This is a genomic window from Stenotrophomonas maltophilia, assembly GCF_006974125.1.
In the GTDB taxonomy this organism is placed as follows: domain Bacteria; phylum Pseudomonadota; class Gammaproteobacteria; order Xanthomonadales; family Xanthomonadaceae; genus Stenotrophomonas; species Stenotrophomonas maltophilia_O.
Genome location: NZ_CP037858.1, coordinates 3,012,902 through 3,036,052 on the forward strand (window position 1 = coordinate 3,012,902; position 23,151 = coordinate 3,036,052).

General features: G+C 66.9%; 21 protein-coding genes. 13 read left to right on the plus strand and 8 right to left on the minus strand.

Going from position 1 to position 23,151, the window contains the following annotated elements; all coding sequences use genetic code 11:
• Positions 1 to 72: 72 nt before the first annotated feature.
• Both EZ304_RS13710 and EZ304_RS13715 read right to left on the minus strand, forming a co-directional pair.
• Positions 73 to 705, minus strand: a complete 633-nt coding sequence (locus EZ304_RS13710) for a YczE/YyaS/YitT family protein (protein WP_142807327.1) — start codon at positions 703 to 705, stop codon at positions 73 to 75.
• A gap of 185 nt (positions 706 to 890) precedes the next feature.
• Positions 891 to 1,910 (minus strand): zinc-binding alcohol dehydrogenase family protein, encoded by a 1,020-nt coding sequence (locus EZ304_RS13715; RefSeq protein WP_099551217.1) that lies wholly within the window; start codon positions 1,908 to 1,910, stop codon positions 891 to 893.
• A gap of 357 nt (positions 1,911 to 2,267) precedes the next feature.
• On the opposite strand from EZ304_RS13715, the gene EZ304_RS13720 reads away from it, so the two are divergent.
• The 4 genes from EZ304_RS13720 (at position 2,268) to EZ304_RS13735 (ending at position 5,346) form a co-directional block, all read left to right on the plus strand.
• A complete protein-coding gene (locus tag EZ304_RS13720; RefSeq protein WP_142807328.1) occupies positions 2,268 to 3,368 on the plus strand; it encodes an OmpA family protein in 1,101 nt (366 codons plus the stop codon).
• A 220-nt stretch (positions 3,369 to 3,588) separates the two neighbouring features.
• Positions 3,589 to 4,095 carry a hypothetical protein gene (locus EZ304_RS13725; protein WP_142807329.1) on the plus strand — a complete coding sequence of 169 codons (507 nt, stop codon included), beginning with the start codon at positions 3,589 to 3,591 and terminating at the stop codon, positions 4,093 to 4,095.
• Positions 4,096 to 4,115: 20 nt separating this feature from the next.
• On the plus strand, positions 4,116 to 4,925 hold the full coding sequence (locus EZ304_RS13730; RefSeq protein WP_142807330.1) for a pseudouridine synthase: 810 nt from the start codon (positions 4,116 to 4,118) through the stop codon (positions 4,923 to 4,925).
• Between the two features lie 85 nt (positions 4,926 to 5,010).
• Positions 5,011 to 5,346: a hypothetical protein gene (locus tag EZ304_RS13735; RefSeq protein ID WP_005412356.1), complete on the plus strand. Its 336-nt coding sequence runs from the start codon at positions 5,011 to 5,013 to the stop codon at positions 5,344 to 5,346.
• A gap of 88 nt (positions 5,347 to 5,434) precedes the next feature.
• Here EZ304_RS13735 and kbl read toward each other — a convergent pair whose 3' ends face one another.
• Positions 5,435 to 6,643, minus strand: coding sequence for a glycine C-acetyltransferase (gene kbl, locus EZ304_RS13740; protein WP_142807331.1), 1,209 nt, complete (start codon positions 6,641 to 6,643; stop codon positions 5,435 to 5,437).
• 206 nt (positions 6,644 to 6,849) lie between these two features.
• Between kbl and EZ304_RS13745 the strand changes: the two genes are divergently transcribed.
• A complete protein-coding gene (locus EZ304_RS13745; protein WP_142807332.1) occupies positions 6,850 to 7,545 on the plus strand; it encodes a TorF family putative porin in 696 nt (231 codons plus the stop codon).
• Between the two features lie 121 nt (positions 7,546 to 7,666).
• On the opposite strand, the gene tdh is transcribed toward EZ304_RS13745, so the two are convergent.
• On the minus strand, positions 7,667 to 8,689 hold the full coding sequence (gene tdh / locus EZ304_RS13750; protein WP_010483949.1) for an L-threonine 3-dehydrogenase: 1,023 nt from the start codon (positions 8,687 to 8,689) through the stop codon (positions 7,667 to 7,669).
• A gap of 292 nt (positions 8,690 to 8,981) precedes the next feature.
• Here tdh and EZ304_RS13755 point away from each other — a divergent pair, with 292 nt between their 5' ends.
• From EZ304_RS13755 to EZ304_RS13785, 7 genes are all read left to right on the plus strand, one after another.
• Positions 8,982 to 11,144: a S46 family peptidase gene (locus EZ304_RS13755; RefSeq protein ID WP_142807333.1), complete on the plus strand. Its 2,163-nt coding sequence runs from the start codon at positions 8,982 to 8,984 to the stop codon at positions 11,142 to 11,144.
• 240 nt (positions 11,145 to 11,384) lie between these two features.
• Positions 11,385 to 12,029, plus strand: coding sequence for a histidine phosphatase family protein (locus tag EZ304_RS13760; RefSeq protein ID WP_010483945.1), 645 nt, complete (start codon positions 11,385 to 11,387; stop codon positions 12,027 to 12,029).
• Positions 12,030 to 12,069: 40 nt separating this feature from the next.
• A complete protein-coding gene (folC, locus tag EZ304_RS13765) occupies positions 12,070 to 13,341 on the plus strand; it encodes a bifunctional tetrahydrofolate synthase/dihydrofolate synthase (protein WP_142807334.1) in 1,272 nt (423 codons plus the stop codon).
• A gap of 81 nt (positions 13,342 to 13,422) precedes the next feature.
• Positions 13,423 to 14,454: an SPOR domain-containing protein gene (locus EZ304_RS13770; RefSeq protein ID WP_142807335.1), complete on the plus strand. Its 1,032-nt coding sequence runs from the start codon at positions 13,423 to 13,425 to the stop codon at positions 14,452 to 14,454.
• A gap of 46 nt (positions 14,455 to 14,500) precedes the next feature.
• Complete coding sequence (locus EZ304_RS13775) at positions 14,501 to 15,280, plus strand: CvpA family protein (protein WP_106550077.1); 780 nt, start codon at positions 14,501 to 14,503, stop codon at positions 15,278 to 15,280.
• 30 nt (positions 15,281 to 15,310) lie between these two features.
• Entirely contained in the window at positions 15,311 to 16,777 is a 1,467-nt protein-coding gene (purF, locus tag EZ304_RS13780; RefSeq protein WP_005408246.1) for an amidophosphoribosyltransferase, read from the plus strand.
• 9 nt (positions 16,778 to 16,786) lie between these two features.
• The gene (locus tag EZ304_RS13785; RefSeq protein ID WP_142807336.1) at positions 16,787 to 17,611 is read left to right on the plus strand and encodes a ferritin-like domain-containing protein; all 825 of its coding nucleotides are present in this window, start codon (positions 16,787 to 16,789) and stop codon (positions 17,609 to 17,611) included.
• A 67-nt stretch (positions 17,612 to 17,678) separates the two neighbouring features.
• On the opposite strand, the gene EZ304_RS13790 is transcribed toward EZ304_RS13785, so the two are convergent.
• A complete protein-coding gene (locus tag EZ304_RS13790) occupies positions 17,679 to 19,136 on the minus strand; it encodes a DUF2235 domain-containing protein (protein ID WP_142807337.1) in 1,458 nt (485 codons plus the stop codon).
• A 225-nt stretch (positions 19,137 to 19,361) separates the two neighbouring features.
• On the opposite strand from EZ304_RS13790, the gene EZ304_RS13795 reads away from it, so the two are divergent.
• Positions 19,362 to 20,615 (plus strand): zinc-dependent metalloprotease, encoded by a 1,254-nt coding sequence (locus tag EZ304_RS13795; protein WP_142807338.1) that lies wholly within the window; start codon positions 19,362 to 19,364, stop codon positions 20,613 to 20,615.
• 49 nt (positions 20,616 to 20,664) lie between these two features.
• Here the strand turns inward: EZ304_RS13795 and lpxH are convergent, their stop codons facing one another.
• From lpxH to EZ304_RS13810, 3 genes are read right to left on the minus strand one after another with little or no spacing between them, the layout of a single operon-like run.
• A complete protein-coding gene (lpxH, locus tag EZ304_RS13800; RefSeq protein WP_142807339.1) occupies positions 20,665 to 21,411 on the minus strand; it encodes a UDP-2,3-diacylglucosamine diphosphatase in 747 nt (248 codons plus the stop codon).
• 58 nt (positions 21,412 to 21,469) lie between these two features.
• The gene (locus EZ304_RS13805; RefSeq protein ID WP_142807340.1) at positions 21,470 to 22,009 is read right to left on the minus strand and encodes a phosphatase PAP2 family protein; all 540 of its coding nucleotides are present in this window, start codon (positions 22,007 to 22,009) and stop codon (positions 21,470 to 21,472) included.
• On the minus strand, positions 21,990 to 23,135 hold the full coding sequence (locus EZ304_RS13810; RefSeq protein WP_099551269.1) for a glycosyltransferase family 4 protein: 1,146 nt from the start codon (positions 23,133 to 23,135) through the stop codon (positions 21,990 to 21,992). The genes EZ304_RS13805 and EZ304_RS13810 overlap by 20 nt, the downstream gene beginning before the upstream one ends.
• Positions 23,136 to 23,151: the final 16 nt, after the last annotated feature.

Sequence of the window (23,151 nt, forward strand, 5' to 3'; positions counted from 1 at the left end):
CCCCGCGCCTGCGGCGCTGCCCCCGAACTCCGGGGGCGGTAGTGCCGGCCGCTGGCCGGCATTCCAGTCAGCTCAGGGCGACTGCGGTTGCCGGCCAGCGGCCGGCACTACCGGCAGCGGCCGGCCAATCCCGAACCAGCCCAGCGTTACCCCGCACAGGGGGCCGATCAGCAGGGCGAAGGCGAGGGTGCCGACACCGACATTGCCGCCGAGCCACCAGCCCAGCAGCAGCACGCTGCCCTCGATCAGGCTGCGCACTTTCCAGATCGGCCAGCCGGTACGGGCGTGCAGGCCGGTCATCAGGCCGTCGCGCGGGCCAGGGCCCAGCTTGGCACCGATGTACAGGCCGGTGGCCAGGGCGACCAGCGGCATGCCGGCGCAGAACATCGCCAGCTGCCAGCCAAGGCCGACCGCCGGGGGGAGCAGCCACAGACCGAACTGCGCGGACGGGCCGATCAACATCACGTTGAGCACGGTGCCGATGCCCGGCTTCTGTCGCAATGGCCACCAGAGCAGCAGCACCAGCGCGCCGATCACATTGGTGGCCAGGCCGAACGACAGCGGTGTCTGTGCGGCGATGCCCTGCGACAACACGTCCCAGGGGGCCACGCCGATCGCTGCACGGATCATCAGCGAGGCGCCGAAGCCGTACAGGAACAGGCCGATGATCAGTTGCAGCAGACGCAGGGGCAGGGCGGTGGGCATGGCGGCGCTCGGGGAGAGGGGGGATCTGTTTCCACCGTATTCCCGATTCATCCGCCGCCATAGATACAGATGCGGGCCAATCCGCCGCCACAGGCAGAATCCGTAGCCGAGCCCATGCTCGGCTGCTTTGCCTGGCCCCGTCAGCCGAGCATGGGCTCGGCTCTACATCGGCGTTCCAGCCTGGCTCAATCGCCCCAGCCCGCCAGCGCCAGCTTGCCCACCGTGCGTCCGCTGGCCAGGCGCTGATGCGCGATGTCCAGATTCGCCGCATTGATCGTGCCCAGCGTCTCGCTGAGGGTGCCGCGCAGCTGGCCAGCATCGATCATGCTGGCCGCGCGGCTGAGGATGCGGTGCTGTTCGATGCGGTCCGCAGTGGCGAAGCGCGAACGCGCGAACATGAACTCCCAGTGGATGCTGATGCACTTTGCCTTGTAGGGATCACCGATGCGCAGCGCGCCGCGTGGTTCGACGATGAGGCCGACATGGCCCTGTGGCGCCAGCAGCTGGCCCAACGCATCCCAGTACTGGTCGGTGTCGGCCAGGTTGAGGGCGACCTGTACTGCGTCGATGCCCAATGCCTGCAGCTGGGGCAGCAGCGGCTGCCGGTGGTCGATCACATGCTGGGCACCCATCTGCCGGCACCAGTCGATCGACGACTCACGCGAGGCGGTGGCGATCACCTCGAATCCGGCGTGCCGGCCCAACTGGATCGCCATCGATCCAACGCCGCCTGCTCCGCCGATGACCAGCAGGTGCTGGCCGGCATGGCGGCGATCATCCAGCTGCAATGGCATGCGCTGGAACAGCAGTTCCCACGCGGTGAGCGTGGTCAATGGCAGTGCGGCCGCTTCGGCGAAGTCGAGCGTGGTCGGCTTGCGCGCTACCAGGCGTTCGTCCACAAGATGGAACTGCGCATTGCAGCCCGGGCGGGTGACATCACCGGCGTAGTAGACCTCGTCGCCGGACGCGAACAGGCTGGCGTCCTCGCCGATCGCTTCGACCACGCCGGCGGCGTCCCAGCCGAGTACGCGGGGTGCGTCGAGCGTGGCCGGATCGGTGGCCGCCCGCTGCTTGCCGTCGACCGGGTTTACCGAGACGGCCTCGACCCGGATCAACAGGTCGCGGCCACCCGGAGGCAGCGGCGGGGGCAGGTGGATATCGCAGAGGGCGGGGGCGGATTCACGACTCAGGGCGACGGCTTTCATCTCGGCTCCGGCTGGGTTCGTGGCTCCATCATAGAGTTCCTCACGTTTCAGCAGATGCGCTGAATCGCGTGGAGCAACCTGTTGAGCAATATGTCGTATTCCGCACCTAAACCCCGTCAAACCCTTGCAGCGTGAGGGTCTTGCGGATTTTCATCATCCTGTATAGGGTTTCAACGTCGGACCGGTGGAGGGTCGGGCACAACACTTCACATGTTACGGGACTGTTAACATGACCTTCACCCGCCTGAGCATAATGTTCGCGGCGGTGGCGTGCTGAATCGGCTGTCGAACATCGACGCACTAGTGCTGGCCCATGCCTCTACCGGTTTCATACCCCCGAAATAGGAGCTGTACTCAATGAACAAGAAGATCCTTACTGCCGCGCTGCTGGGTGGTCTGGCTTTTGCCCAGGCTGCGTCCGCGCAGGAGTTCGATGACCGCTGGTACCTGACCGGTTCGGCCGGCTTCAACTTCCAGGACAGCGACCGCCTGACCAATGACGCTCCGTTCGTCACCCTTGGCCTGGGCAAGTTCATCAGCCCGAACTGGTCGCTGGACGGTGAGCTGAACTACCAGAACCCGAACTTCGACGCCAACAAGGACATGAACTGGTCGCAGTACGGCGTCTCGCTGGACCTGCGTCGCCACTTCATCAAGGAAGGCCGCGGCTGGAACCCGTACCTGCTGGCCGGCCTGGGCTACCAGAAGTCGGAAGAAGAGTACAACCCGATCGGCGGTGGCCTGGCTGACCGCAAGGACGGCAACTTTGCCGCCAAGGTCGGCGTCGGTCTGCAGACCACCTTCGAGAAGCGCGTTGCTGTCCGCGCCGAAGTCGCCTACCGCGCTGATTTCGACGACCAGAGCGTGAACCCGAAGCGTGCCGGCAACGATGAAAGCTGGTTCGGCGACGTGCTGGCTTCGGTCGGCGTCGTGATCCCGCTGGGCCCGGCTCCGGTCGCGGCTGCTCCGGCCCCGGCTCCGGTTGCCCCGAGCTGCGCCGACCTGGATGACGACGGTGACGGCGTCAACAACTGCGACGACAAGTGCCCGAACTCGCAGCCGGGTCAGACCATCGGTCCGGACGGTTGCCCGGTGCCGGTCTCCATCGACCTGAAGGGCGTCAACTTCGACTTCGACAAGTCGAACCTGCGTCCGGACGCCGTGGCGATCCTGAGCGAAGCCACCGAGATCCTGAAGCGTTACCCGGATCTGCGCGTTGAAGTCGCCGGTCACACCGACTCGAAGGGTACCGACGCTTACAACCAGAAGCTGTCGGAGCGTCGTGCTACCGCCGTGTACAACTACCTGACCAAGAACGGCGTTGACGCCGGTCGCCTGGTCAGCCCGATCGGCTACGGCGAGAGCCGTCCGATTGCTCCGAACACCAACCCGGATGGTTCGGACAACCCGGAAGGTCGCGCCAAGAACCGTCGTACCGAGCTGAACGTCCAGAACTAAGTTCTGACGCTCTGCCCGCAAGACACAGCAGGACCCGGCTTCGGCCGGGTCTTGTTGTTTCTGAGGTCCGGAATCCAGGCATCTGTTGATCCGGGAACAACCGTTCGTCGGGTTTTTGCTCGTAAAACCAATGAGTTGCCGTATTCATTGAAAGTGGCGCTTGAAAGCTGTCGCGGCATTGCTAAACTCGCCGCGTCACTTCCTTTCGTGGATGCTCCTCATGCTGCGCTCTGCATCGGCTGCCTTCCTGGCGCTGGCCTTGGTTCCCGCCGCCCACGCTGCGGTCGATTGCTCGGTCAACACCAGCGCCTCGCCGCTGCCGTTGCCGGCCACGACCATCGCGCCGGTGGCCGACGAGCTCTACATCCGTGGCAACCAGCTGGGCATGCCGGCCGGTGTGCTGAGCAGCAACTATGATCCGTCGCAGTCGCTGGACCAGGTGCTGCAGCGCCTGCGCATCGACGGCTGCCAGAACATCGCCAAGGCCATTCCGAGCGCACCGGCGGTGAAGCCGAACGATCCGGCGGCCTACAAGCCGCAGACCGAATTCGACAACACGCCCTGGCGCTTCGACATGAGCCAGAACGGCAAGCGCATGACCGCCGAAGAGTTCGACGCCTGGATGAAGGCGCGCGGCGTGCGCGTGGTCAAGGCGCGTCCGGCTCCGGTCGCCACGCCGGCACCGGCTGAAGCACCGGCTGAGACCAAGCCGGTCGACAAGAAGTAAGCGCCGCGGGGAGCAGAGGCTTGCGCACGCGCCGCCCGCCTGCCGCCCCCGCCGCCCGCTCCCACGCATCGCGTGGGCGTGCGACTCCCGGTGCCACAGCCGCCGGTGTCCGTCATGGCCTGGCGCGCGTGCTGTCCAAGGCCGGCGTGTGCTCGCGCAGCGAGGCCGCGCGCTGGATCGCCGAGGGCCGCGTACGCGTCTCCGGCCGCATCGTGCGGGATCCCGAGTTCCCGATTGGCCAGCCGGCGCCGCCGATCGAGGTCGATGGCCAGCCGATGGGCGCGCCGCAGCGCCTGTACCTGATGCTCAACAAGCCCCGCGGGGTGGTGACCACCGCGCAGGACGAGCGTGGCCGCGACACCGTCTACCGCTGCTTCGATGGTGCAGGGCTGCCGTGGATCGCGCCGGTCGGGCGTCTGGACAAGGCCAGCGAGGGGCTGTTGCTGTTCAGCAACGATCCGCAGTGGGCCGCGCGCCTGACCGATCCGGAAACGGGTCCGCAGAAGACCTACCACGTGCAGGTGGACCGCCTGCCCGACGAGGACACCCTGGCTGCGCTGCGCGCCGGTGTCGAGGACGAGGGCGAGTTCCTCGTCGCCCAGGCCGTGCGCGTGCTGCGCAGCGGCGACAAGACCGCGTGGCTGGAGGTGGTCCTCGACGAGGGCCGCAACCGCCACATCCGCCGCCTGTTGGCGGCCTTCGACCTGCAGGTGCTGCGCCTGGTCCGGGTCGCGATCGGTGGGCTGCAGCTCGGCGATCTCGGCAAGGGGCAGTGGCGGGTGCTGGAGGTCAGTGACCAGCAGCGGCTGGGGGCCGCTGCACCGGGCTGATCATCGCCCGCGGCCGGCAGCTGCCGGCCACCGTTCCAGGCGTAGGGGGCGCCTGGTTGCTGAATTTCCCGAACGGAGCCTGCCCATGTACCACCCGACCCTCAACCAAACCCTGCGCTGCGCAGGCCTGCTGCTGCCGATGGTGCTGCTGACCGCCTGTGGTGGCCACAAGAAGGTGGCCAAGGCGGAAACGCCGGCCGAAACCCCGGTGGTGGAAGTGAAGACGCCGGAACTGGATGGTCGCGGCAGCTACCGCTTCCTGATGAGCAACGGCGACAAGAAGATGACCGCCGATGAATTTGATGCCTGGATGAAGGCCAACGGCATCCGCGTTGCCAAGGGCAACGGCCAGGACGCTGCCGCCAAGCCGGTGGTGGTGGCCAGCAAGGACGAGCCGAAGGGCAAGAAGAAAAAGAAGTGATGCCTGTGGGTGTCGACCTTGGTCGACACGCCTTGACCGGTGGGGTCAGAGCCCTTTCCGCAGGAAAGGGATCCGACCCCGGCCATGATCAACCCTTGATCACGCCCAGCTCGACACCGATGCGGGTGAACGCATCGATTGCGCGGTCCAGCTGTTCGCGGGTGTGCGCGGCACTGATCTGGGTACGGATGCGGGCCTGGCCCTTGGGCACCACCGGGAAGAAGAAGCCGATCGCGTAGATGCCTTCTTCCAGCAGGCGCTCGGCGAACTTCTGCGCCAGCGGTGCGTCGTACAGCATCACGGGGCTGATCGGATGCACGCCCGGCTTCACGTCGAAACCGGCGGCGACCATCTTCTCGCGGAAGTGGCGGGTGTTCTCCACCAGGGTGTCGCGCAGGTCATCGGCGGCGGCCAGCATCTCGAACGCCTTGATGCCGGCGGCGACCACGTGCGGCGGCAGCGAGTTGGAGAACAGGTAGGGACGCGAACGCTGGCGCAGCAGTTCGATCACCTCGGCGCTGGCGCAGGTGAAGCCACCCAGCGCACCACCCATGGCCTTGCCCAGGGTGCCGGTGATGATATCGATCTTCTCCAGCACGCCCTTCACTTCGGCCGAGCCACGGCCGGTGGCGCCCAGGAAGCCGGTAGCGTGGCATTCGTCGATGTGCACCAGCGCGTTGTACTTCTTCGCCAGCGCGGTGATCTCGTCCAGCGGGGCGATGAAGCCGTCCATCGAGAACACGCCGTCGGTGGTGATCAGCTTGGTCTTGCAGCCGGCGGCATCGGCGGCCTGCAGCTGGGCTTCCAGGTCGGCCATGTCGCAGTTGGCGTAGCGGAAGCGCTTGGCCTTGCACAGGCGCACGCCGTCGATGATCGAGGCGTGGTTCAGTGCATCGGAAATGATCGCGTCATTCTCGCCGAGCAGCGGTTCGAACAGGCCGCCGTTGGCATCGAAGCAGGCGGCGTACAGGATGGTGTCCTGCTTGCCGAAGAAGTCGGCGATCTGCTTCTCCAGCTGCTTGTGCAGGTCCTGGGTACCGCAGATGAAGCGCACCGAGGCCATGCCGAAGCCGTGCGTATCCAGCGCATCCTTGGCGGCCTGGATCAGGTCCGGGTGGTCGGCCAGGCCCAGGTAGTTGTTGGCACAGAAGTTCAGCACCTTGCGGCCGTCGTCGAGGGTGATCTCGGCCGACTGCGGGCTGGTGATGATCCGCTCGGACTTGAACAGGCCCTGGGCGCGGATGGCGTCCAGTTCCTCGGCGAAGTGGCGGGTCAGGGCGGAGGAGGCGTCGGTCATGGCGTGGGCACGGCTCTGAACGGGGAAACCGTTGATTCTACCGGGCATCGCCGCCTGCCGACCGGCCCGGATGGGGCATCGCCACGGCCGGCACATGTTGCATCGCAATAGCAAACTGGTTAAAAATTCGTGAACCGGAGCTGTCCCGCTCCGGCTGCTACGTCCGCTCCCCGCCTTCCACGCCACCGCCCCCACCGGAGACGCTCATGAAGCACGCCTGTGCCTGCCTCGCCATTGCCGCTGCCCTGACCCTGGCCGCCCCGTTCGCCGCCAGCGCCCAGGAAAACGAATCGCCGTACAGCTGGAACGTCACCGCCGTTTCCGATTACCTGTTCCGTGGTGTGTCGCAGACCGACGAGGATCCGACCCTGCAGGCCGGTTTCACCTACACCAGCCCGGTTGGCCTGTATGCCGGCGTGTGGGGCTCGGGCGTGGATTTTGGTACGGGTGACCCGAAGACCGAGGTCGACTACCTGATCGGCTATGGCGTGGATGTCACCGAGCGCGTCAACGTCGATGTGCTGTTGAACCGCTACACCTACCTGAAGTCCAGCCACCAGAACTACAACGAGCTGATCACCACCACCACGCTGGATGACACCTACAAGCTGACGGTGGCCTACACCAACGATGTCTGGAACAGCAGCACCGATGGCTGGTACTTCGGCCTGGGCGGCAGCTGGGGCCTGCCGAAGGACTTCACCCTGAATGCCAATGTCGGTCGCAGCACCTTCGAGGACGGCATCGCCAAGGATTACACCGACTGGAACGTCGGCGTCGCGCGCCAGTTCGGCCTGTTCAATGTCGGCCTGGGTTACTACGGCACCGACGGCAACGGCCGTGACAACTCCGGCAAGCTGGCCCACAGCCGGGTGATGCTGAGCGTGGCCGTCGGCAAATAACGCCGCAGGCGTTACGGGTAGTGCCGGCCGCTGGCCGGCAACACCAAAGAAAAAGGCGCCCAATGGGCGCCTTTCTCGTTTCGGTAGCGCCGGGCCATGCCCGGCGTCGCCGTGTGCCGGATCAATTCCAGCTGAGGACCACCTTGCCGGCCTTGCCTTCTTCCATCAGGTCGAAGCCCTTCTGGAAGTCGTCGATCGGCAGCTGGTGGGTCATCACCTTGCCGAGCGGGAAGCCGGACAGCACCAGCTGGGTCATCTTGTACCAGGTCTCGTACATCTTGCGGCCGTAGATGCCCTGCACGGTCAGGCCCTTGAAGATGATCTTGTCCCAGTCGCAGCCGGCGCCCTTGGGCATGATGCCGAGCATGGCGATCTTGCCGCCGTGGTACATGCAGTCGAGCATGTCGTTGAACGCACGCGGGTTGCCGCTCATTTCCAGGCCCACGTCGAAGCCCTCCATGTGCAGTTCCTTCATCACGTCCTTCAGCGACTGGTTGGCCACGTTGACCACGCGGGTGGCGCCCATGTCGGCGGCCAGCTTCAGGCGGAAATCATTGACGTCGGTCACCACCACGTTGCGCGCACCGATGTGCTTGCAGATGCCGGCGGCGATGATGCCGATCGGGCCGGCACCGGTGATCAGCACGTCCTCGCCGATCACGTTGAACTCCAGCGCACAGTGCGCGGCGTTGCCGTAGGGGTCGAAGAACGCAGCCAGCTCCGACGGGATCTGGTCCGGGATCGGCCACAGGTTGCTGGCCGGCATCACCATGTATTCGGCGAAGGCGCCGTTGACGTTGACGCCGATGCCGACGGTGTTCGGGCACAGGTGCGGGCGGCCGCCACGGCAGTTGCGGCAGTGGCCGCAGACGATGTGGCCTTCGGCCGAGACGCGCTGGCCGATCTCGTAGCCGGTCACTGCCGAGCCGAGTGCGGCGACGCGACCGACGAACTCGTGGCCGATGGTCAGGCCCGGCTTGATGGTGCGCTGGCTCCACTCGTCCCACAGGTAGATGTGCAGGTCGGTGCCGCAGATCGCGGTCTTCTCCAGCTTGATCAGGACCTCGTTCGGGCCCGGGGTGGGAACCGGAACTTCTTCCAGCCAGATGCCCTTGGCCGCTTCGCGCTTGACCAGGGCCTTCATCGTTTGCTGCGCCATCGGGGTGGAACTCATCAGGGGGAAAGCGCGGATTATAGGGTGCCGCGCGGATTTCCCATGTTGCGCTGCGGGTGCAGTGGCGGAACGAAAGGCGTGCGCCGGCGGGCGTTTCGAACGTGGCCGCTGTGCTCGTCGGGCCATGCCCGGTGGATGCGCGGGTGCCAACCAAGGTTGGCTGCTACCGGGGCATCGGTGCGCCCGGCCCATGACTTCCGGGGTTCGGGGCGGGGCAGGGCGGCGGGCTACAATCGAGGGTTCCACTACCAGGGGCCGCTCCATGCGCTCGAACCTGCTTGCATTCTCCATCGTCGCCAGCCTCGGGCTGGCCCAGGTCGCCCATGCCGCTGAAGGCATGTGGGTGCCGCAGCAGCTGCCGGAAATCGCCGGCCCGCTGCAGAAGGCCGGCCTGAAGCTGTCCCCGGAACAGCTGTCCAACCTGACCGGCGACCCGATGGGCGCGGTCGTCGCCCTCGGCGGCTGCACCGCCAGCTTCGTCTCGCCGCAGGGCCTGGTGGTCACCAACCACCACTGCGCGTATGGCGCCATCCAGCTGAATTCGACCGCGCAGAAGAACCTGATCAAGGACGGCTTCAACGCGCCGACCCTGAAGGACGAGCTGAGTGCCGGCCCGAACGCCCGCGTGTTCGTGCTCGACCAGATCACCGACGTCACCGCCCAGGCCAAGGCCGCCATCGCCGGCGCCGGCAACGACCCGCTGGCCCGCAGCCGCGCGCTGGATGCCTTCGACAAGGCCCAGGTCGCCGCCTGTGAAGCCGATGCCGGCTTCCGCTGCCGCCTGTACAGCTTCTCCGGCGGCAACACCTACCGCCTGTTCCGTAACATGGAAATCAAGGACGTGCGCCTGGTCTACGCGCCCCCGGGCAGCGTCGGCAAGTTCGGCGGCGACGTCGACAACTGGATGTGGCCGCGCCACACCGGCGATTTCTCGTTCTACCGCGCCTACGTCGGCAAGGACGGCAAGCCAGCCGCCTTCGCCGCCGACAACGTGCCGTACCAGCCCAAGCACTTCCTGAAGTTCGCCGACCAGCCGCTGGGCGCCGACGACTTCGTGATGGTGGCCGGCTACCCGGGCCGCACCAACCGCTATGCCCTGGCTGGTGAGTTCAACGAAACCGCCAGCTTCACCTACCCGACCATCGCCAAGCACTACAACGCGGTGCTGAAGATGATCGCCGATGCCGGCAAGGCCGACGCCGACGTCAAGGTGAAGTACGCCGCCACCGCGGCCAGCATGAACAACGTGGCCAAGAACTACCTGGGCCAGCTGGAAGGCTTCAAGCGCATCGACGCTGCTGGCCAGAAGCAGGCTGAGGAAGCCGCCGTGCTGGCGTGGCTGAAGAAGCAGGGCGCTGCCGGCAAGCCGGCGCTGGCCGCACACGCGCAGCTGCTCAAGCATCTGGATACCAGCAAGTCGACACGCGAACGCGACCTGTTCGTCGGTCAGTTCAACAACACCTCGGCCGTTGGCGCGGCGATCACCCTGTACCGCCTGTCGATCGAGCGCAGCAAGCCGGATGCCGAGCGCGAAGCCGGTTACCAGGAGCGCGACCTGACCACCATCGAAGGTGGCCTGAAGCAGATGGACCGTCGCTACGTGGCGAAGATGGACCAGCAGCTGCAGACCTACTGGCTGGACCAGTACGTGGCCCTGCCGGCCGCACAGCGCGACAACGAAGTGCTGAACAAGTGGCTGGCCGGCAGCGATGCTGCTGCGGTGAAGTCGCTGGTGGCCAAGCTGGGCGGTACCGAACTGGGCAGCCTGGACACCCGCCTGAAGTGGTTCAAGGCCGACCGTGCCGCGTTTGAAGCCAGCAGCGATCCGGCCATCCAGTACGCCGTGGCTGTCATGCCGGCACTGCTGAAGCAGGAAGAGCAGAAGAAGATCCGCGAAGGCGAATCGCTGACCGCACGTCCGCTGTACCTGCAGGCCGTGGCCGACTACAAGAAGAGCCAGGGTGAGTTCGTCTACCCGGACGCCAACCTGTCGCTGCGCATCACCTTCGGCAACGTCATGGGCTATGGCAAGGACGGCGTGAAGTACACCCCGTTCACCACCCTGGAAGGCGTGGCGGCGAAGGAAACCGGTGAGGATCCGTTCGATTCGCCGAAGGCGCTGCTCGATGCGGTCAAGGCCAAGCGTTACGGCGGCCTGGAAGACAAGCGCATTGGTTCGGTGCCGGTGAACTTCCTGTCCAACCTGGACATCACCGGTGGCAACTCGGGTTCGCCGGTGCTGGACGCCAATGGCAAGCTGGTCGGCCTGGCATTCGACGGCAACTGGGAATCGGTCAGCTCCAACTGGGTGTTCGACCCGGTGATGACCCGCATGATCGCCGTCGACAGCCGCTACATGCAGTGGATCATGCAGGAAGTGGCGCCGGCGCCGCAGCTGCTGAAGGAATTGAACCTGGCGAAATGATCCGTTTGCGGTCGCTGGCGGTCTATCCACGCATGGCGTGGCTCTACTGGCCGCCTCCGGCAGCGCCGGGCCATGCCCGGCGGAATCCGTAGGAAACCTGAAACCCCGCGACCCACGTCGCGGGGTTTTTTCATGCCCGGCCCGGCCCGGTGCGCCGAACAGGTATCATCCGTGTTCCGCGTACTTCACAGGATGTGAACGAAACGCGGAAACCTCCTCCCCCCAGGACCCCTTGCACGCATGCGCATCCTGCTTGCCCGCCACGGCGAAACGCCGTGGAACGCCGAAGGCCGCTACCAGGGCCAGATCGATATTCCGCTTTCGCCGATCGGTGAAGCCCAGGCCCAGGCACTGGGTGCCCGCTTGGCCTCGGTCGACATCACCCGTGCCGTCGCCTCGCCGCTGTCGCGCGCGCAGCGCACCGCGCAGCTGGCACTCGGTGCCGCCCGTGCCGACATGCTGCTGACCGAGCCGGAGCTGCAGGAAATCGCCCACGGCGAGTGGGAGGGCCTGCTGGCCAGCGAAATCAACGAAAAGGATCCGTCGCGCCTGCAGGCCTGGCGCGAGGAACCCGATACCGTGCTGATGCCCGGCGGTGAATCGCTGCGCCTGGTGCTGGAGCGCAGCTGGCGTGGGCTGGCGCGCGCCACCGAAGGCCTCGGCGAGCACGACACCCTGCTGGTGGTCGCCCATGACGCGGTCAACCGCGTGATCCTGTGCAAGGTGCTGGGCCTGCCGATCTCCCGCCTGTGGACCTTCCGCCAGGCACCGACCACGCTCAACCTGCTCGAAGGCGCCGACCTGGACAGCCTGGAAGTGGTGCGCCTGAACGACTGCGCCCACCACACGCCGTTCTTCGGCGAAGCCAAGCACCGCGCCCTCTGATCCATCCCCCGCATCAACTGCTTCTGCTGGAACCGCTGCCGTGACGAACACCCCGACCACCCTGGCCGACTGGCTGGACTACATTGAACGCCAGCACCCGGCGACCATCGACATGGGCCTGGAGCGCGTGCGCGCCGTGGCCACGGCGATGGGCCTGGGTGCGCCGGCCACGCGCACCATCGTGGTCGGTGGCACCAACGGCAAGGGCTCGACCGTGGCCTTCATCGAGGCCATCGGCCGTGCTGCCGGTTGGAAGGTCGGTGCCTACACGTCGCCGCACCTGCTGCGCTACAACGAGCGCGTGCGCATCGACGGGCAGGACGTGGACGATGCGGCGCTGGTCGCCGCGTTCAACGCCATCGAGGCCGCGCGTGGCGAAATCACGCTGACCTATTTCGAGTACGGCACGCTGGCTGCGCTGCAGCTGTTCGCCGACGCCGGGCTGGACCTGGCGGTACTGGAAGTGGGCCTGGGCGGCCGCCTCGATGCGGTCAATATCGTCGACGCCGACGTTGCGGTGATCACCACCGTGGACATCGACCACGCCGAGTGGCTGGGCGAGGACCGCGAAGCGATCGGCACCGAGAAGGCCGGCATCATCCGCGGCTGGAAGCCGGTGATCCTGGGTGAGACCGATCCGCCGTCCAGCGTGCTGGCGCGTGCCTATCTGGTGGGTGCCAACGCGATCCGCGGCGGCAGCGATTATTTCTACGAACCGATCGATGCCCAGCGCTGGCGCTGGCGTGATGTCGGCCTGCGCATGGAGCTGCCGACCCCGGCGCTGGCCGGCCCGATCCAGCTGGCCAATGCGGGTGCCGCCATCGCTGCGATGCGTGCGCTGGACAAGCCGGTGCCGCGCGCGGCGTGGGCTGCCGGTATCGCGGCAGCACGCATTTCCGGCCGCATGCAGGCATTCGAGCGGGATGGCGTGCAGATCCGCGTGGATGTCGGCCACAACCCACAGGCGGCGGGCCAGCTGGCGCGCACGCTGAAGGCCGAGGTCTCGGCCGGACGCACCCTGGCGGTGTACGCCGCGCTGCAGGACAAGGACGCGGTGGGCGTGGTGCAGGCGCTGCAGGATGTGGTGGGCGAATGGATCCTGGCTGGGCTGGATGGCCCGCGTGGGCAGAGCGCCGCCCAGCTGCAGGCGCGCCTGGCCGGCACGCCCGCGGCCAAGGCGCAGCTGGCCGATACCGTCGAACAGGCACTGGCGCAGGTGCTGGCCCAGGCCGAGCGCGGCGACCGCGTGCTGGTGTTCGGCTCCTTCCATACCGCCGCAGCGGCCCTGCAGATGCTGCAGGGCGATGCCTGATCCGCGTTCAGCCAACGCCGACGCCGTCCGGTCCGGCACCCGTATAATCGATGGCAATCTCCGGACAGTTGCCTGCCTCACGTGGATACGCCTCTGAAACAGCGTCTGATTGGTGCCATCGTGCTGGTGGCACTGGCCGTGATTTTCCTGCCGATGCTGGTCAAGGGACCTGCACCGGACAGCGGCGTCGCCAATGTGCCGATCGCCGCGCCGGATGCACCGGCCGATGGCCAGTTCGAAACCCGTGAACTGCCGCTGGTGGCCCCTGCGGGCGGCGCCACGGGGCTGCAGACCGGCCAGGCCAAGCCGCTTGCGGATGCCGCGGCACCTGCCACACCGCCGACCGTCGACACCTCGCCGGCGGTTGCCGCCGGCAACTATGCGGTCACCTTCGGTGCCTACGGCAGCAAGGCCGATGCCGACGCAGTGATCGCCTACCTGAAGCGCTCGCAGCTGCCGGGCTTCGCTGAAACGGCCACCATCAATGGCCGTCAGGCATGGCGCGTGCGCGTGGGGCCGTACGCCGACCGCGCACAGGCCGAGGCCGCCCGCCTGCAGGCGGTGAAGATCCGTGCCGATGTGAAGGCTGAAGTGATCACCCTGGATGCCGCAGCGGCCAGCAGCGCCCCGGTGGCCGCCACCCCGGCAGCGGCCACGCCAAGCGCCAGCACCCCGTCCGCAGCCACCGCGCCGTCGGCCGGCAGCAACCCGGTGCGCAGCGAAAGCCTGCCGCCGAGTACAACGACCGCTCCGGCTGCCAAGCCCGAGCCGCCGAAGCCGGCGCCGAAGCCCGAAACCCCGAAGCCGGAGCCGAAGCCGGATGCCGCCAGCAAGCCGGCAACGGCCCCGACCACGCCAGCAGCACCGGCGGCCAGCGGCGTCGGCTTTGCCGTGCAGCTGGGCGCGTTCGGCCAGGCCAACGATGCCAACGCCCTGCGCGACAAGGTGCGCGCCGCTGGTTTCAGCGCCTTTGTCGAGCAGGTGCGCACTGAAAAGGGCACTCTGCATCGCGTCCGCGTCGGGCCGGTGGCCAACCGCGCCGATGCCGAGCAGCTGAAGGCGCAGGTCGCCGCCAAGGTCGGCGTGGCCGGCATGGTGCGACCGCACCCATGACCCACGCGCAGCCCCGTTGCCAGCGCCGCCGAAGGAGCGGGGCGCCATGATCGACGTGGTGCTGCTGATCGTGATCGCCGCCTCGGCCCTGCTGGGGATGCTGCGCGGCTTCGTGGGAATCGTCATCGGCACCCTGTCGTGGCTGCTGGCCGCGTGGGCGGCCTTCGCCTTCGGCAATGATGCCGCCCATTGGTGGGCTGCCCCGGCGGCCCCCGGTGGCGAACACTTCGTCGGTGGCTACCTGGGGGTGGGCATCGGCGTGATGATCGTGGTCGCCGTGGTCGGCATGGTCATCAAGGCCCTGGTCCACCGCAGCATGCTGACCAGCCTGGACCGCCTGCTGGGTGGCGTGCTGGGCGTGGTCCGTGGCGGCCTGATCGCCGCGATCCTGCTGCTGCTGGGCAGTTTCACCCCGCTGACTGCCGAGCCTTCCTGGCAGCGTTCGGCGGTGCGCCCACTGCTGAACCCCACCGTTGCCTGGATGAACAGCAAGCTGCCGCACTGGGAGGTTCCCGGGGCCGATCTGCTGCCCAAGGCCTTGCCGACCGACGCGCTGTCCCCATCTGCATTGATGGAGTTGGGCAAGAACGCAGGCGCCGGGTTGGGAAAGCCGGGCGCGGCAGGCGATAATGGCATCCTCAACCAGGTAGTGGCAGGCAGCGGATGGCTGCGGCCTGCGAAAGCGGAACAGGGCGATTCCTACGATCCGGCCGAAGTGCGTCCGGACGCCCCAGCACTGCCGGACAGTATCGAGCCGGGCGATCCGGCCAATGTCGACCGCAGGCGCGGCGACCACCGCGGCCAGGTACGGCCACCTTCCTTGTAACTGGGCACAGCCCAGCGGAGACCTCGCACCATGTGTGGCATCGTCGGAATCGTCGGCAACCAGAACGTCGCCGGGCAGTTGTATGACGGCTTGACCGTCCTCCAGCACCGTGGCCAGGACGCGGCGGGCATCGCCACCGCCAATGGCAGCCGCCTGCGCGTGCAGAAGGCCACCGGCCTGGTCCGCGATGTGTTCGATGCCCGCACCATGTCCACCCTGGAAGGCAGCGTCGGCATCGCTCATGTGCGTTACCCGACCGCCGGTTCGGAAGGCATGGACGAGGCGCAGCCGTTCTACGTCAATTCGCCGTACGGCATCGCGCTGGCCCACAACGGCAATCTGATCAATACCGAAGCGCTGCGCCAGCAGGTGTTCGAGCAGGACCGCCGCAACGTCAACACCGATTCGGACAGCGAAGTGCTGCTGAACGTGTTCGCCTACGAACTGGAACAGCAGCGCCAGCTCAGCCCGGAAGCGGCCATCCGTGCCGTGGCCGGCGTGCACCGCCGCTGCAAGGGCGGCTACGCGGTGGTCAGCGTGGTGCTGGGCCTGGGCCTGGTCGCCTTCCGCGACCCGCATGGCATCCGTCCGCTGGTGCTGGGCAAGCGCAGCCATGCTGAGGGCGACGAGTACATCGTGGCCTCCGAATCGGCCGCGCTGGACGTGCTGGGCTTCCAGCGCGTGCGCGACGTGCAGCCGGGCGAAGCACTGGTGATCACCGCGCGTGGCGAGCTGTTCTCGGAGATCTGCGCCGAGCCGGCCGAGCACACCCCGTGCATCTTCGAGTACGTGTACTTCGCGCGCCCGGATTCGATGATCGACAACGTCTCGGTGCACAAGGCGCGCATGCGCATGGGCATCAAGCTGGGCGAGAAGATCCTGCGCCTGCGCCCGGATCACGACATCGACACCATCATCCCGATCCCGGACACCTCGCGCGATGCCGCGCTGGAGATCTCCAACGTGCTCGGCGTGAAGTACCGCGAAGGCTTCATCAAGAACCGCTACATCGGCCGCACCTTCATCATGCCGGGGCAGGGCGAACGCGTGAAGTCGGTGCGCCGCAAGCTCAACCCGATCCACCTGGAGTTCCGCAACCGTGTGGTGCTGCTGGTGGACGACTCGATCGTGCGTGGCACCACCAGCCAGCAGATCGTGCAGATGGCCCGTGACGCGGGCGCGCGCAAGGTCTACCTGGCCAGCGCGGCGCCGCCGGTGCGCTACCCGAACATCTACGGCATCGACATGCCGGCGGCCGAGGAACTGGTCGCGCACAACCGCACCGTGGAAGAGATCGAAGCCCACCTGGGCTGCGACTGGCTGATCTACCAGGATCTGGAAGACATGGAAGCGGCGGTGAGCGAGGGCAACCCGGCGCTGCGCAACTTCGATTCGTCGTGCTTCAACGGCCACTACCCGACCGGTATCGAGCCGGGCTACTTCGAGCGCATCCAGCAGCTGCGTTCGGACGATGCCAAGCACAAGCGCCGCGCCTGAGGTCCAAGCGTGGTTGACGTGCCCGACGTTGGAGGCGACCTGCTGCGCGCGGCGCAGCAGTGCCTGGCTGAAGCCGACCCGCTGCGCAAGGTTGCGCTGACCCAGGGCCATGCCGCCGCGTTCCGCGCCGGCCGCCTGAAGGTGGCGGCCGATGCGCCGCCGCCGGAGCCGATCTGCATGCCGGGCCGGCCGGCGCAGCTGGTGCTGGTGCATCCGCGCGAAGTACCCCGGCGCGGGCTGGGGGGCGTGGCAGGGCGTGCTGCCTTCATCCACGCCATCGCGCACATCGAACTCAACGCGATCGACCTGGCCTGGGATGCGGTGTACCGCTTCCGTGGCCTGCCGCCGGCGTTCCATGCCGACTGGGTCAGCTGTGCCGACGACGAATCGCGGCACTTCATGCTGCTGCGCGAGCGCCTGCAGGCACACGGCCACGATTACGCCGATTTCCCCGCGCACAACGGCCTGTGGGAAATGTGCGAAAAGACCGCGCACGATGGCCTGGCACGCATGGCACTGGTGCCGCGCGTGCTGGAAGCGCGCGGCCTGGACGTCACCCCGGGCATGATCGAGAAGCTGCGCAACGTCGGTGATGGCGAGACCGCCGATGTGCTGGAAGTGATCCTGCGCGAGGAAGTGGCACATGTGGCTGCCGGTTCGCGCTGGTACCGCTGGTACTGCGACCGCGCCGGCGTCGAGCCGCGCGCACGTTTCAAGGAACTGCTGGTGGAGTATGCCGGCGGCTACCTGCACGGGCCGTTCAACATGGAAGCGCGCCTGCTGGCCGGTTTCGATGCGGATGAGCTCGCCAACCTGGTCGAGCAGGCCGGTTGAAGAAAAGGGGACGGAGGGGATTAAGTCGTTTGTGGCACAAACGACTTAATCCCCTCCGTCCCCTTTTTCAGGCGTTTGGCAACACCACGCGCTTGCCATCCACCGTCGGCCGGTTGATGTAGAACAAGCCGGGACCCGGCCGGTACGGCAGTTCGCTGACGCCGGCATCGGCGGCGTAGGTCAGTGCGGTGTCGCCCAACGCATCGAAATTCCAGTGTGCCGACTGCATCAGGTAGCGCCGCCGCAGCAATGCTTCCTGGGTCTGGGTCAATGCCTGTCCGTCCACCAGCCGCCGCGCGATCGGCTGCAGGGCCGACGGCAGCTCCCAGCCGGGAACTTCGGCGGCATTGGCGGTCCATTGCACGCCGGCCTCGATGGCCTGCTGCTGCATCACCTGCAGTGCGATCAGCTGGTAGCGCCAGTCGATGCGTCTGCGCAGTACCACTGCGGCGGTCACGTACAGCACCGGTGACAGCAGCACGCTGCGGCTGCCGGCACGACGCTGCTGCTGCCACTGGTGCCAGACATCCACCCAGATCTCTTTTTCCCCAACGCCCAGCTGCTGCCGCCAGCGCTCGGCATCGGCCTGTGTTTCAGCGTAGACCGTGGTCGCCTGCAGCAGGGCCAGCGGTGGCGTCTGGTAGTCAGCCACTGCTGGCCGACGCAGCTGTTGCCGGCGTGGACGACTGAGCAGCTTTGGGCCTTCCTCCAGCTGGTTGTGACCACCACCGATGTTGGCGTGTACGCCGGGCAGGGCGATCTCGGTGAACGGCGGTGCCACGCTGGTCAGCGGATAGTGCTGGCGATGTTCATCGCGTGCAGTGAGCTGCACGACGCGACCGGCGATGCCGCTGTGCAGGGCCGGTTGCGGCTGCTCATCGGCGCGGCCGCCATTGACTGCGACCACGGTGTCGAACAGTCCGATGAAGCGCAGCACCGGTGTGGCGGGGGCGAAGTTCGCGGTACAGGACAGGCCGGCGCCCTGCAGTAGCTGGCGCCAGCGCGCGCTGTTCCAGCCCTGCAGCTGATGGGCGATGTCACGTGCGGCAGCGGCACCGCGTGAATAACCGAACAGGTCCAGCTGCACACCCTGCAGCGGTCGCTGCCAGCGTGCGGACAGCTCGGCCAGTGCCGCCGGCAGCAGCACCTGCAGCGCGCGCTGGACCTTCGCACGAACGCCGCTGGCACCGATGCCGAAGGCCAGCCCGATCAGATCGTCGTCGGCATCATCGCGGGTACCCACGCCTTCGATATAGATCGACAGCGAGGGCGCGGCCACCGCATTGCGACGACTGTCCGGATACAGCTGCTGCAGGCGCGCGATGTTGGTCAGGCCGTTGTCGTAGCTGCTGGTCAGCCGGCTCTGGTAGGTCGAATCATCATCCGCGCGCAGCTGCGCCGGCCGCGGCTGCGGGACCTGCGGGCGACCGCGCGCCAGGTTGTGCGCGTTGTTGCGGGTGCCGTCGAAGAACAGGCCGATCCGCAGCAAGCCGACATCTTCGTCCGTGTCCTGCGATGGTGCCATGTGCATGTCCCGTCGTGGCTACGTCACGGTAGCGCGAAAGCGATGTGTTGGCGAAGTGTAGTGACGCTTTTGACCTTACTTAACGCAGATGCGGTCGATCACAGTTCCTGATTTTCATTCCCATCTTCTATTGAATTCACACGACCCGCGCAGGCCATATGGCCAAACCCGGCAAACCCGGGCGTGCTGCATCAACGCTGTTCACATCATTCAAGGAGCGACGCAATGTTGTCCAGATCGATTGGCAAAGCGGCAGGTGGCCTCGTGTTGGGTTTGTCGGTGGCGGCTGCCGCGCAAGCGGCACCGTTGTTCGAACCGGTAACGGTCATCAGCCGGGCATCGGCCAACAGTGAGCCTGCCCTGGGCAAGCTGCTGGCCACCCCGTCCACGGCGACGGTGCAGGAAGTGCGTGTCGACGCGACGGCTACGGCGCAGCCGCAGCTCGAATTCGAACTGCTCGGCAAGCAGGTGCAGGCGGTACGCAGCAAGGTCGAGGCACTGCCCGATGGTGGCAGCATCTGGTACGGCCAGTTCCGCTCACCTTCGGACAAGCTGACCGCCGCCACGTCCAATGGCCAGGACGATCCCGGCAATTCGCTGATCCTGGTGCGTTCGGGCAACACCCTCACCGGTTCGATCCGCAAGGACGGCAAGCTCTATCGCCTGCGTCCACTGGGTAACCGCCACGTGCTGGTCGAGGTCGATGAATCGCGGATGCCGGCCGATCATCCGGCCGACTACAACCAGCTGCCGAAGATCCCGATGGCCGACAACGACCACATCGGCATCGCGCAGGCCTCGTCGGGAACGCCGGCGACCATCCGCGTGCTGGTGGTGGCGACCAATGCGGCGGTCACTGCCTATGGCGGCAACATGCAGGCGCTGGTGCAGCTGGCGGTGGCCGAGTCCAACCAGGGCTACGTCAACAGCAACGTCGGCATCACCCTGCAGCTGGCCGGTTACGAGACCACCAACTACACCGAGTCCGGCAATTTCACCACCGACCTGACCCGTTTCCGCAACACCAGCGACGGCTACATGGACAGTATCCACACCAGCCGCAACAACACCGCGGCCGATGTCGGTGTCCTGCTGATCAACAACACGAGCTACTGCGGGTTGGCCTCGGGCATCGGCTCGACGGCATCGACGGCCTTCGCGGCGGTGTACTGGGACTGCGCGACCGGCTACTACTCCTTCGCGCATGAGATCGGCCATCTGCAGAGTGCGCGGCACGATATCGCCAGTGATCCCAGCACGTCGCCCTATGCCTATGGGCACGGCTATCGCTACGAGCCGTCCTCTGGTTCGCGCTGGCGCACGATCATGGCCTATGACTGCTCGGCCGGCTGCCCGCGCCTGAACTACTGGTCCAACCCGAACATCAGCTACAACGGCATCCCGATGGGCAATGCCAGTACCGCCGACAACCAGCGCGTACTGGTCAATACCAAGGCCACCATCGCGGCCTTCCGCTGAGTGCTGCGCCCGCGGCCGCCTTGCGCGGTCGCGGGTGTTGCCGCCGTGCTCAGGCGCGCGCGAGCGTATCCAGCGACCAGCCGCTGGCATCCACGCGCAGCACCGAACCCTGCTCGTACCAGTCACCCAGCACGATGCGGGTGCAGGCGCGACCACCGGCCTGCAGCGAGTGGATCGCCGGACGGTGGGTGTGGCCATGGATCATGGTGTCCACGCCATGGCGCACGAAGGTGGCATCGACTTCGGACGGAGCCACGTCGGTGACGGTCTCGAACTGCGCACGATCACCCTGCTTCATTTCCGACTGGCGGGCCTGGCTGGCTTCACGCGCCTTCTGCGCGAATGCGATGCGCGCGGCCAGCGGCTGTGACAGGAACTGTGCCTGGAACACCGGGTCACGGGTCTGTGCACGGAACTGCTGGTAAGGAATGTCATCAGTGCACAGCAGGTCACCGTGCTGCAGCAGCACGGGGCGACCGTACAGCTCGATCACGCACGGGTCGGGCAGGATGCGCAGGCCGGCGCGGCGCGCGTAGTCCTCGCCAAGCAGGAAGTCACGGTTGCCGCGGATGAAATACACCGGCACGCCGCTATCGGAGAGCACCTTCAGCGCGTCGGCCACCGCATCGGTGGCGGGCGAGGGCGTGTCGTCGCCGATCCAGGCTTCGAACAGGTCGCCGAGGATGTACAGCGCATCGGCGCCGGGCGCCTGTTCGCGCAGGAAGCGCAGGAACAGGTCGGTGATCTCCGGACGGCTGGGGTCCAGGTGCAGGTCGGAAATGAACAGCGTGGTCATGCGGTCATTCTAGGGCATCAACGATGTCGGTAGCGCCGCCGGCATCTGACCCCAGGGGCTACACCGGCAACGGCAACCAGGCCAGGCTGGCCGAGGCCAGTCCGATGGCGATGCCGGTGGCGGCAAGCACATCGGACGGATAGTGCAGGCCCAGCACCACCCGCGACAGCGCCACGCCGACGGTGAACGGCACCAGCAGGGGCGCCAGCCACGGGTAGTAGGCCAGCGCCACGATGGTGAACGACACCGCGTGCAGGGTATGCCCGGAGGGGAAGCTGAACTCGTCCAGCGGTGCCACCCAGGCGCGGATGCGCAGGTCGGCGGCATACGGGCGCGGGCGCCGGGTCCAGCGCTTGAGGCCCTTGTACAGCAACAATGCGGCCAGGCCGGTGGTGGCCATGTGCACGGACGCGCGCAGGCCGTCGAAGCCATCGAGCAGCACCAGGGCGCCCATCAGCACATACCAGAACACGCCATCACCGAGCCGGCTGATGACTGCGAACAGGCGGCGCACGCGGCGGCGGCGGCAGTAGTGGTTGGCCCGCCGGCACAGGCGTGCTTCGCGGTCGGCCAGCAGTTCAAGCCGCGTTGTGCGCATGGCCGGTCCTCCGCGACTGGGCCAGTTCGGCCAGCAGGGCGTCGAATTCCGCCACCACCTGCTGCGGATGCAGGCGCTTCATCGCGCGTGCGGCGTTGCCGCCCAGCACGTGGCGCTGCGCGTCATCGGCGGCCAGCTGCACGGCTGCTTCGATGAACTGCTCATCGTTGTCCACTGCGGCGCCATTCTCGCCATTGCGCAGGTACTCGCGCGCAGCGCCGTAGTCGAAGGCCACCGTTGCCACGCCGCTGGCCATGCTTTCAAGGGTCACGTTGCCGAAGGTCTCGCTGCGGCTGGGGAACAGGAACAGATCGCCGCTGGCGAAATGACGCGCAAGGGCTTCGCCGCGCTGGATGCCACAGAAGATGAAGTCGGGATTTTCATGCGCCAGCTTTTCGCGGGCCGGGCCATCACCCACCCACACAAAGCGCGCCTTGGGACGGATCTGCTGCAGCCGGCGGAAGGCCTTCACCGCCAGCCCGAGGTTCTTCTCCGCGGCGATGCGGCCGACGTAGATCGCCACCAGGCCGTTGCCGTCCACACCCCACTCTTCGCGCAGGGCAGGGTCTCGACGGTTCGGATCGAACTGCTGGCTGTCGACCGCGCGTGCCAGCAGGCGCACGCGTTCGAAGCCCTGCTCGCCGAGGAACTGCTGCAGTTCGCGGGTGGGTACCAGGGTTGCATCGGCCTGGTTGTGGAAGCGGCGCATCCAGCGCATCGCGGCGGCCTGCAGCCAGGCCACGCCGTAGTCGGGCAGGTACTCGTCGAAGCGGGTGTGGAAGCCACTGGCCACCGGGATGCCGAGGCGCCGTGCGGTGCGCACCGCCGACCAGCCCAGCGGGCCTTCGGTGGCGACATAGACGGCATCCGGGCGCTGCTGCTGCCAGTGGCGACCGAGCCGGATCGGTGCCGGCATGCCGAAGCGCAGGCCGGGGTAGCGAGGCAGGGCGGCACCAGGAACCAACAGGGTGCCCGGTGCGGAGTCCAGCGCTTCGTTGGCCTGGCGGGGCCGGATCAGGTCGATTTCATGGCCAGAGTTGCGCAGTCCCTGCTCCAGCCCCTGTACGGTGAGGGCAACGCCGTTCACTTCCGGCGGATAGGTCTCGGTGACGATGGCATAGCGCATGGCGGGCCTCCGGGTT

Excerpts from the sequence above, each read along its gene's own strand:
- EZ304_RS13725 (WP_142807329.1), top strand. The coding sequence starts at position 3,589 with ATGCTGCGCTCTGCATCGGCTGCCTTCCTGGCGCTGGCCTTGGTTCCC.
- EZ304_RS13735 (WP_005412356.1), top strand. The coding sequence starts at position 5,011 with ATGTACCACCCGACCCTCAACCAAACCCTGCGCTGCGCAGGCCTGCTG.
- EZ304_RS13715 (WP_099551217.1), bottom strand. The coding sequence starts at position 1,910 with ATGAAAGCCGTCGCCCTGAGTCGTGAATCCGCCCCCGCCCTCTGCGAT.
- EZ304_RS13755 (WP_142807333.1), top strand. The coding sequence starts at position 8,982 with ATGCGCTCGAACCTGCTTGCATTCTCCATCGTCGCCAGCCTCGGGCTG.
- EZ304_RS13790 (WP_142807337.1), bottom strand. The coding sequence starts at position 19,136 with ATGGCACCATCGCAGGACACGGACGAAGATGTCGGCTTGCTGCGGATC.
- EZ304_RS13775 (WP_106550077.1), top strand. The coding sequence starts at position 14,501 with ATGATCGACGTGGTGCTGCTGATCGTGATCGCCGCCTCGGCCCTGCTG.
- lpxH (WP_142807339.1), bottom strand. The coding sequence starts at position 21,411 with ATGACCACGCTGTTCATTTCCGACCTGCACCTGGACCCCAGCCGTCCG.
- EZ304_RS13745 (WP_142807332.1), top strand. The coding sequence starts at position 6,850 with ATGAAGCACGCCTGTGCCTGCCTCGCCATTGCCGCTGCCCTGACCCTG.
- tdh (WP_010483949.1), bottom strand. The coding sequence starts at position 8,689 with ATGAAGGCCCTGGTCAAGCGCGAAGCGGCCAAGGGCATCTGGCTGGAA.
- EZ304_RS13760 (WP_010483945.1), top strand. The coding sequence starts at position 11,385 with ATGCGCATCCTGCTTGCCCGCCACGGCGAAACGCCGTGGAACGCCGAA.
- EZ304_RS13810 (WP_099551269.1), bottom strand. The coding sequence starts at position 23,135 with ATGCGCTATGCCATCGTCACCGAGACCTATCCGCCGGAAGTGAACGGC.
- kbl (WP_142807331.1), bottom strand. The coding sequence starts at position 6,643 with ATGACCGACGCCTCCTCCGCCCTGACCCGCCACTTCGCCGAGGAACTG.
- EZ304_RS13805 (WP_142807340.1), bottom strand. The coding sequence starts at position 22,009 with ATGCGCACAACGCGGCTTGAACTGCTGGCCGACCGCGAAGCACGCCTG.
- purF (WP_005408246.1), top strand. The coding sequence starts at position 15,311 with ATGTGTGGCATCGTCGGAATCGTCGGCAACCAGAACGTCGCCGGGCAG.
- EZ304_RS13795 (WP_142807338.1), top strand. The coding sequence starts at position 19,362 with ATGTTGTCCAGATCGATTGGCAAAGCGGCAGGTGGCCTCGTGTTGGGT.
- EZ304_RS13720 (WP_142807328.1), top strand. The coding sequence starts at position 2,268 with ATGAACAAGAAGATCCTTACTGCCGCGCTGCTGGGTGGTCTGGCTTTT.
- EZ304_RS13710 (WP_142807327.1), bottom strand. The coding sequence starts at position 705 with ATGCCCACCGCCCTGCCCCTGCGTCTGCTGCAACTGATCATCGGCCTG.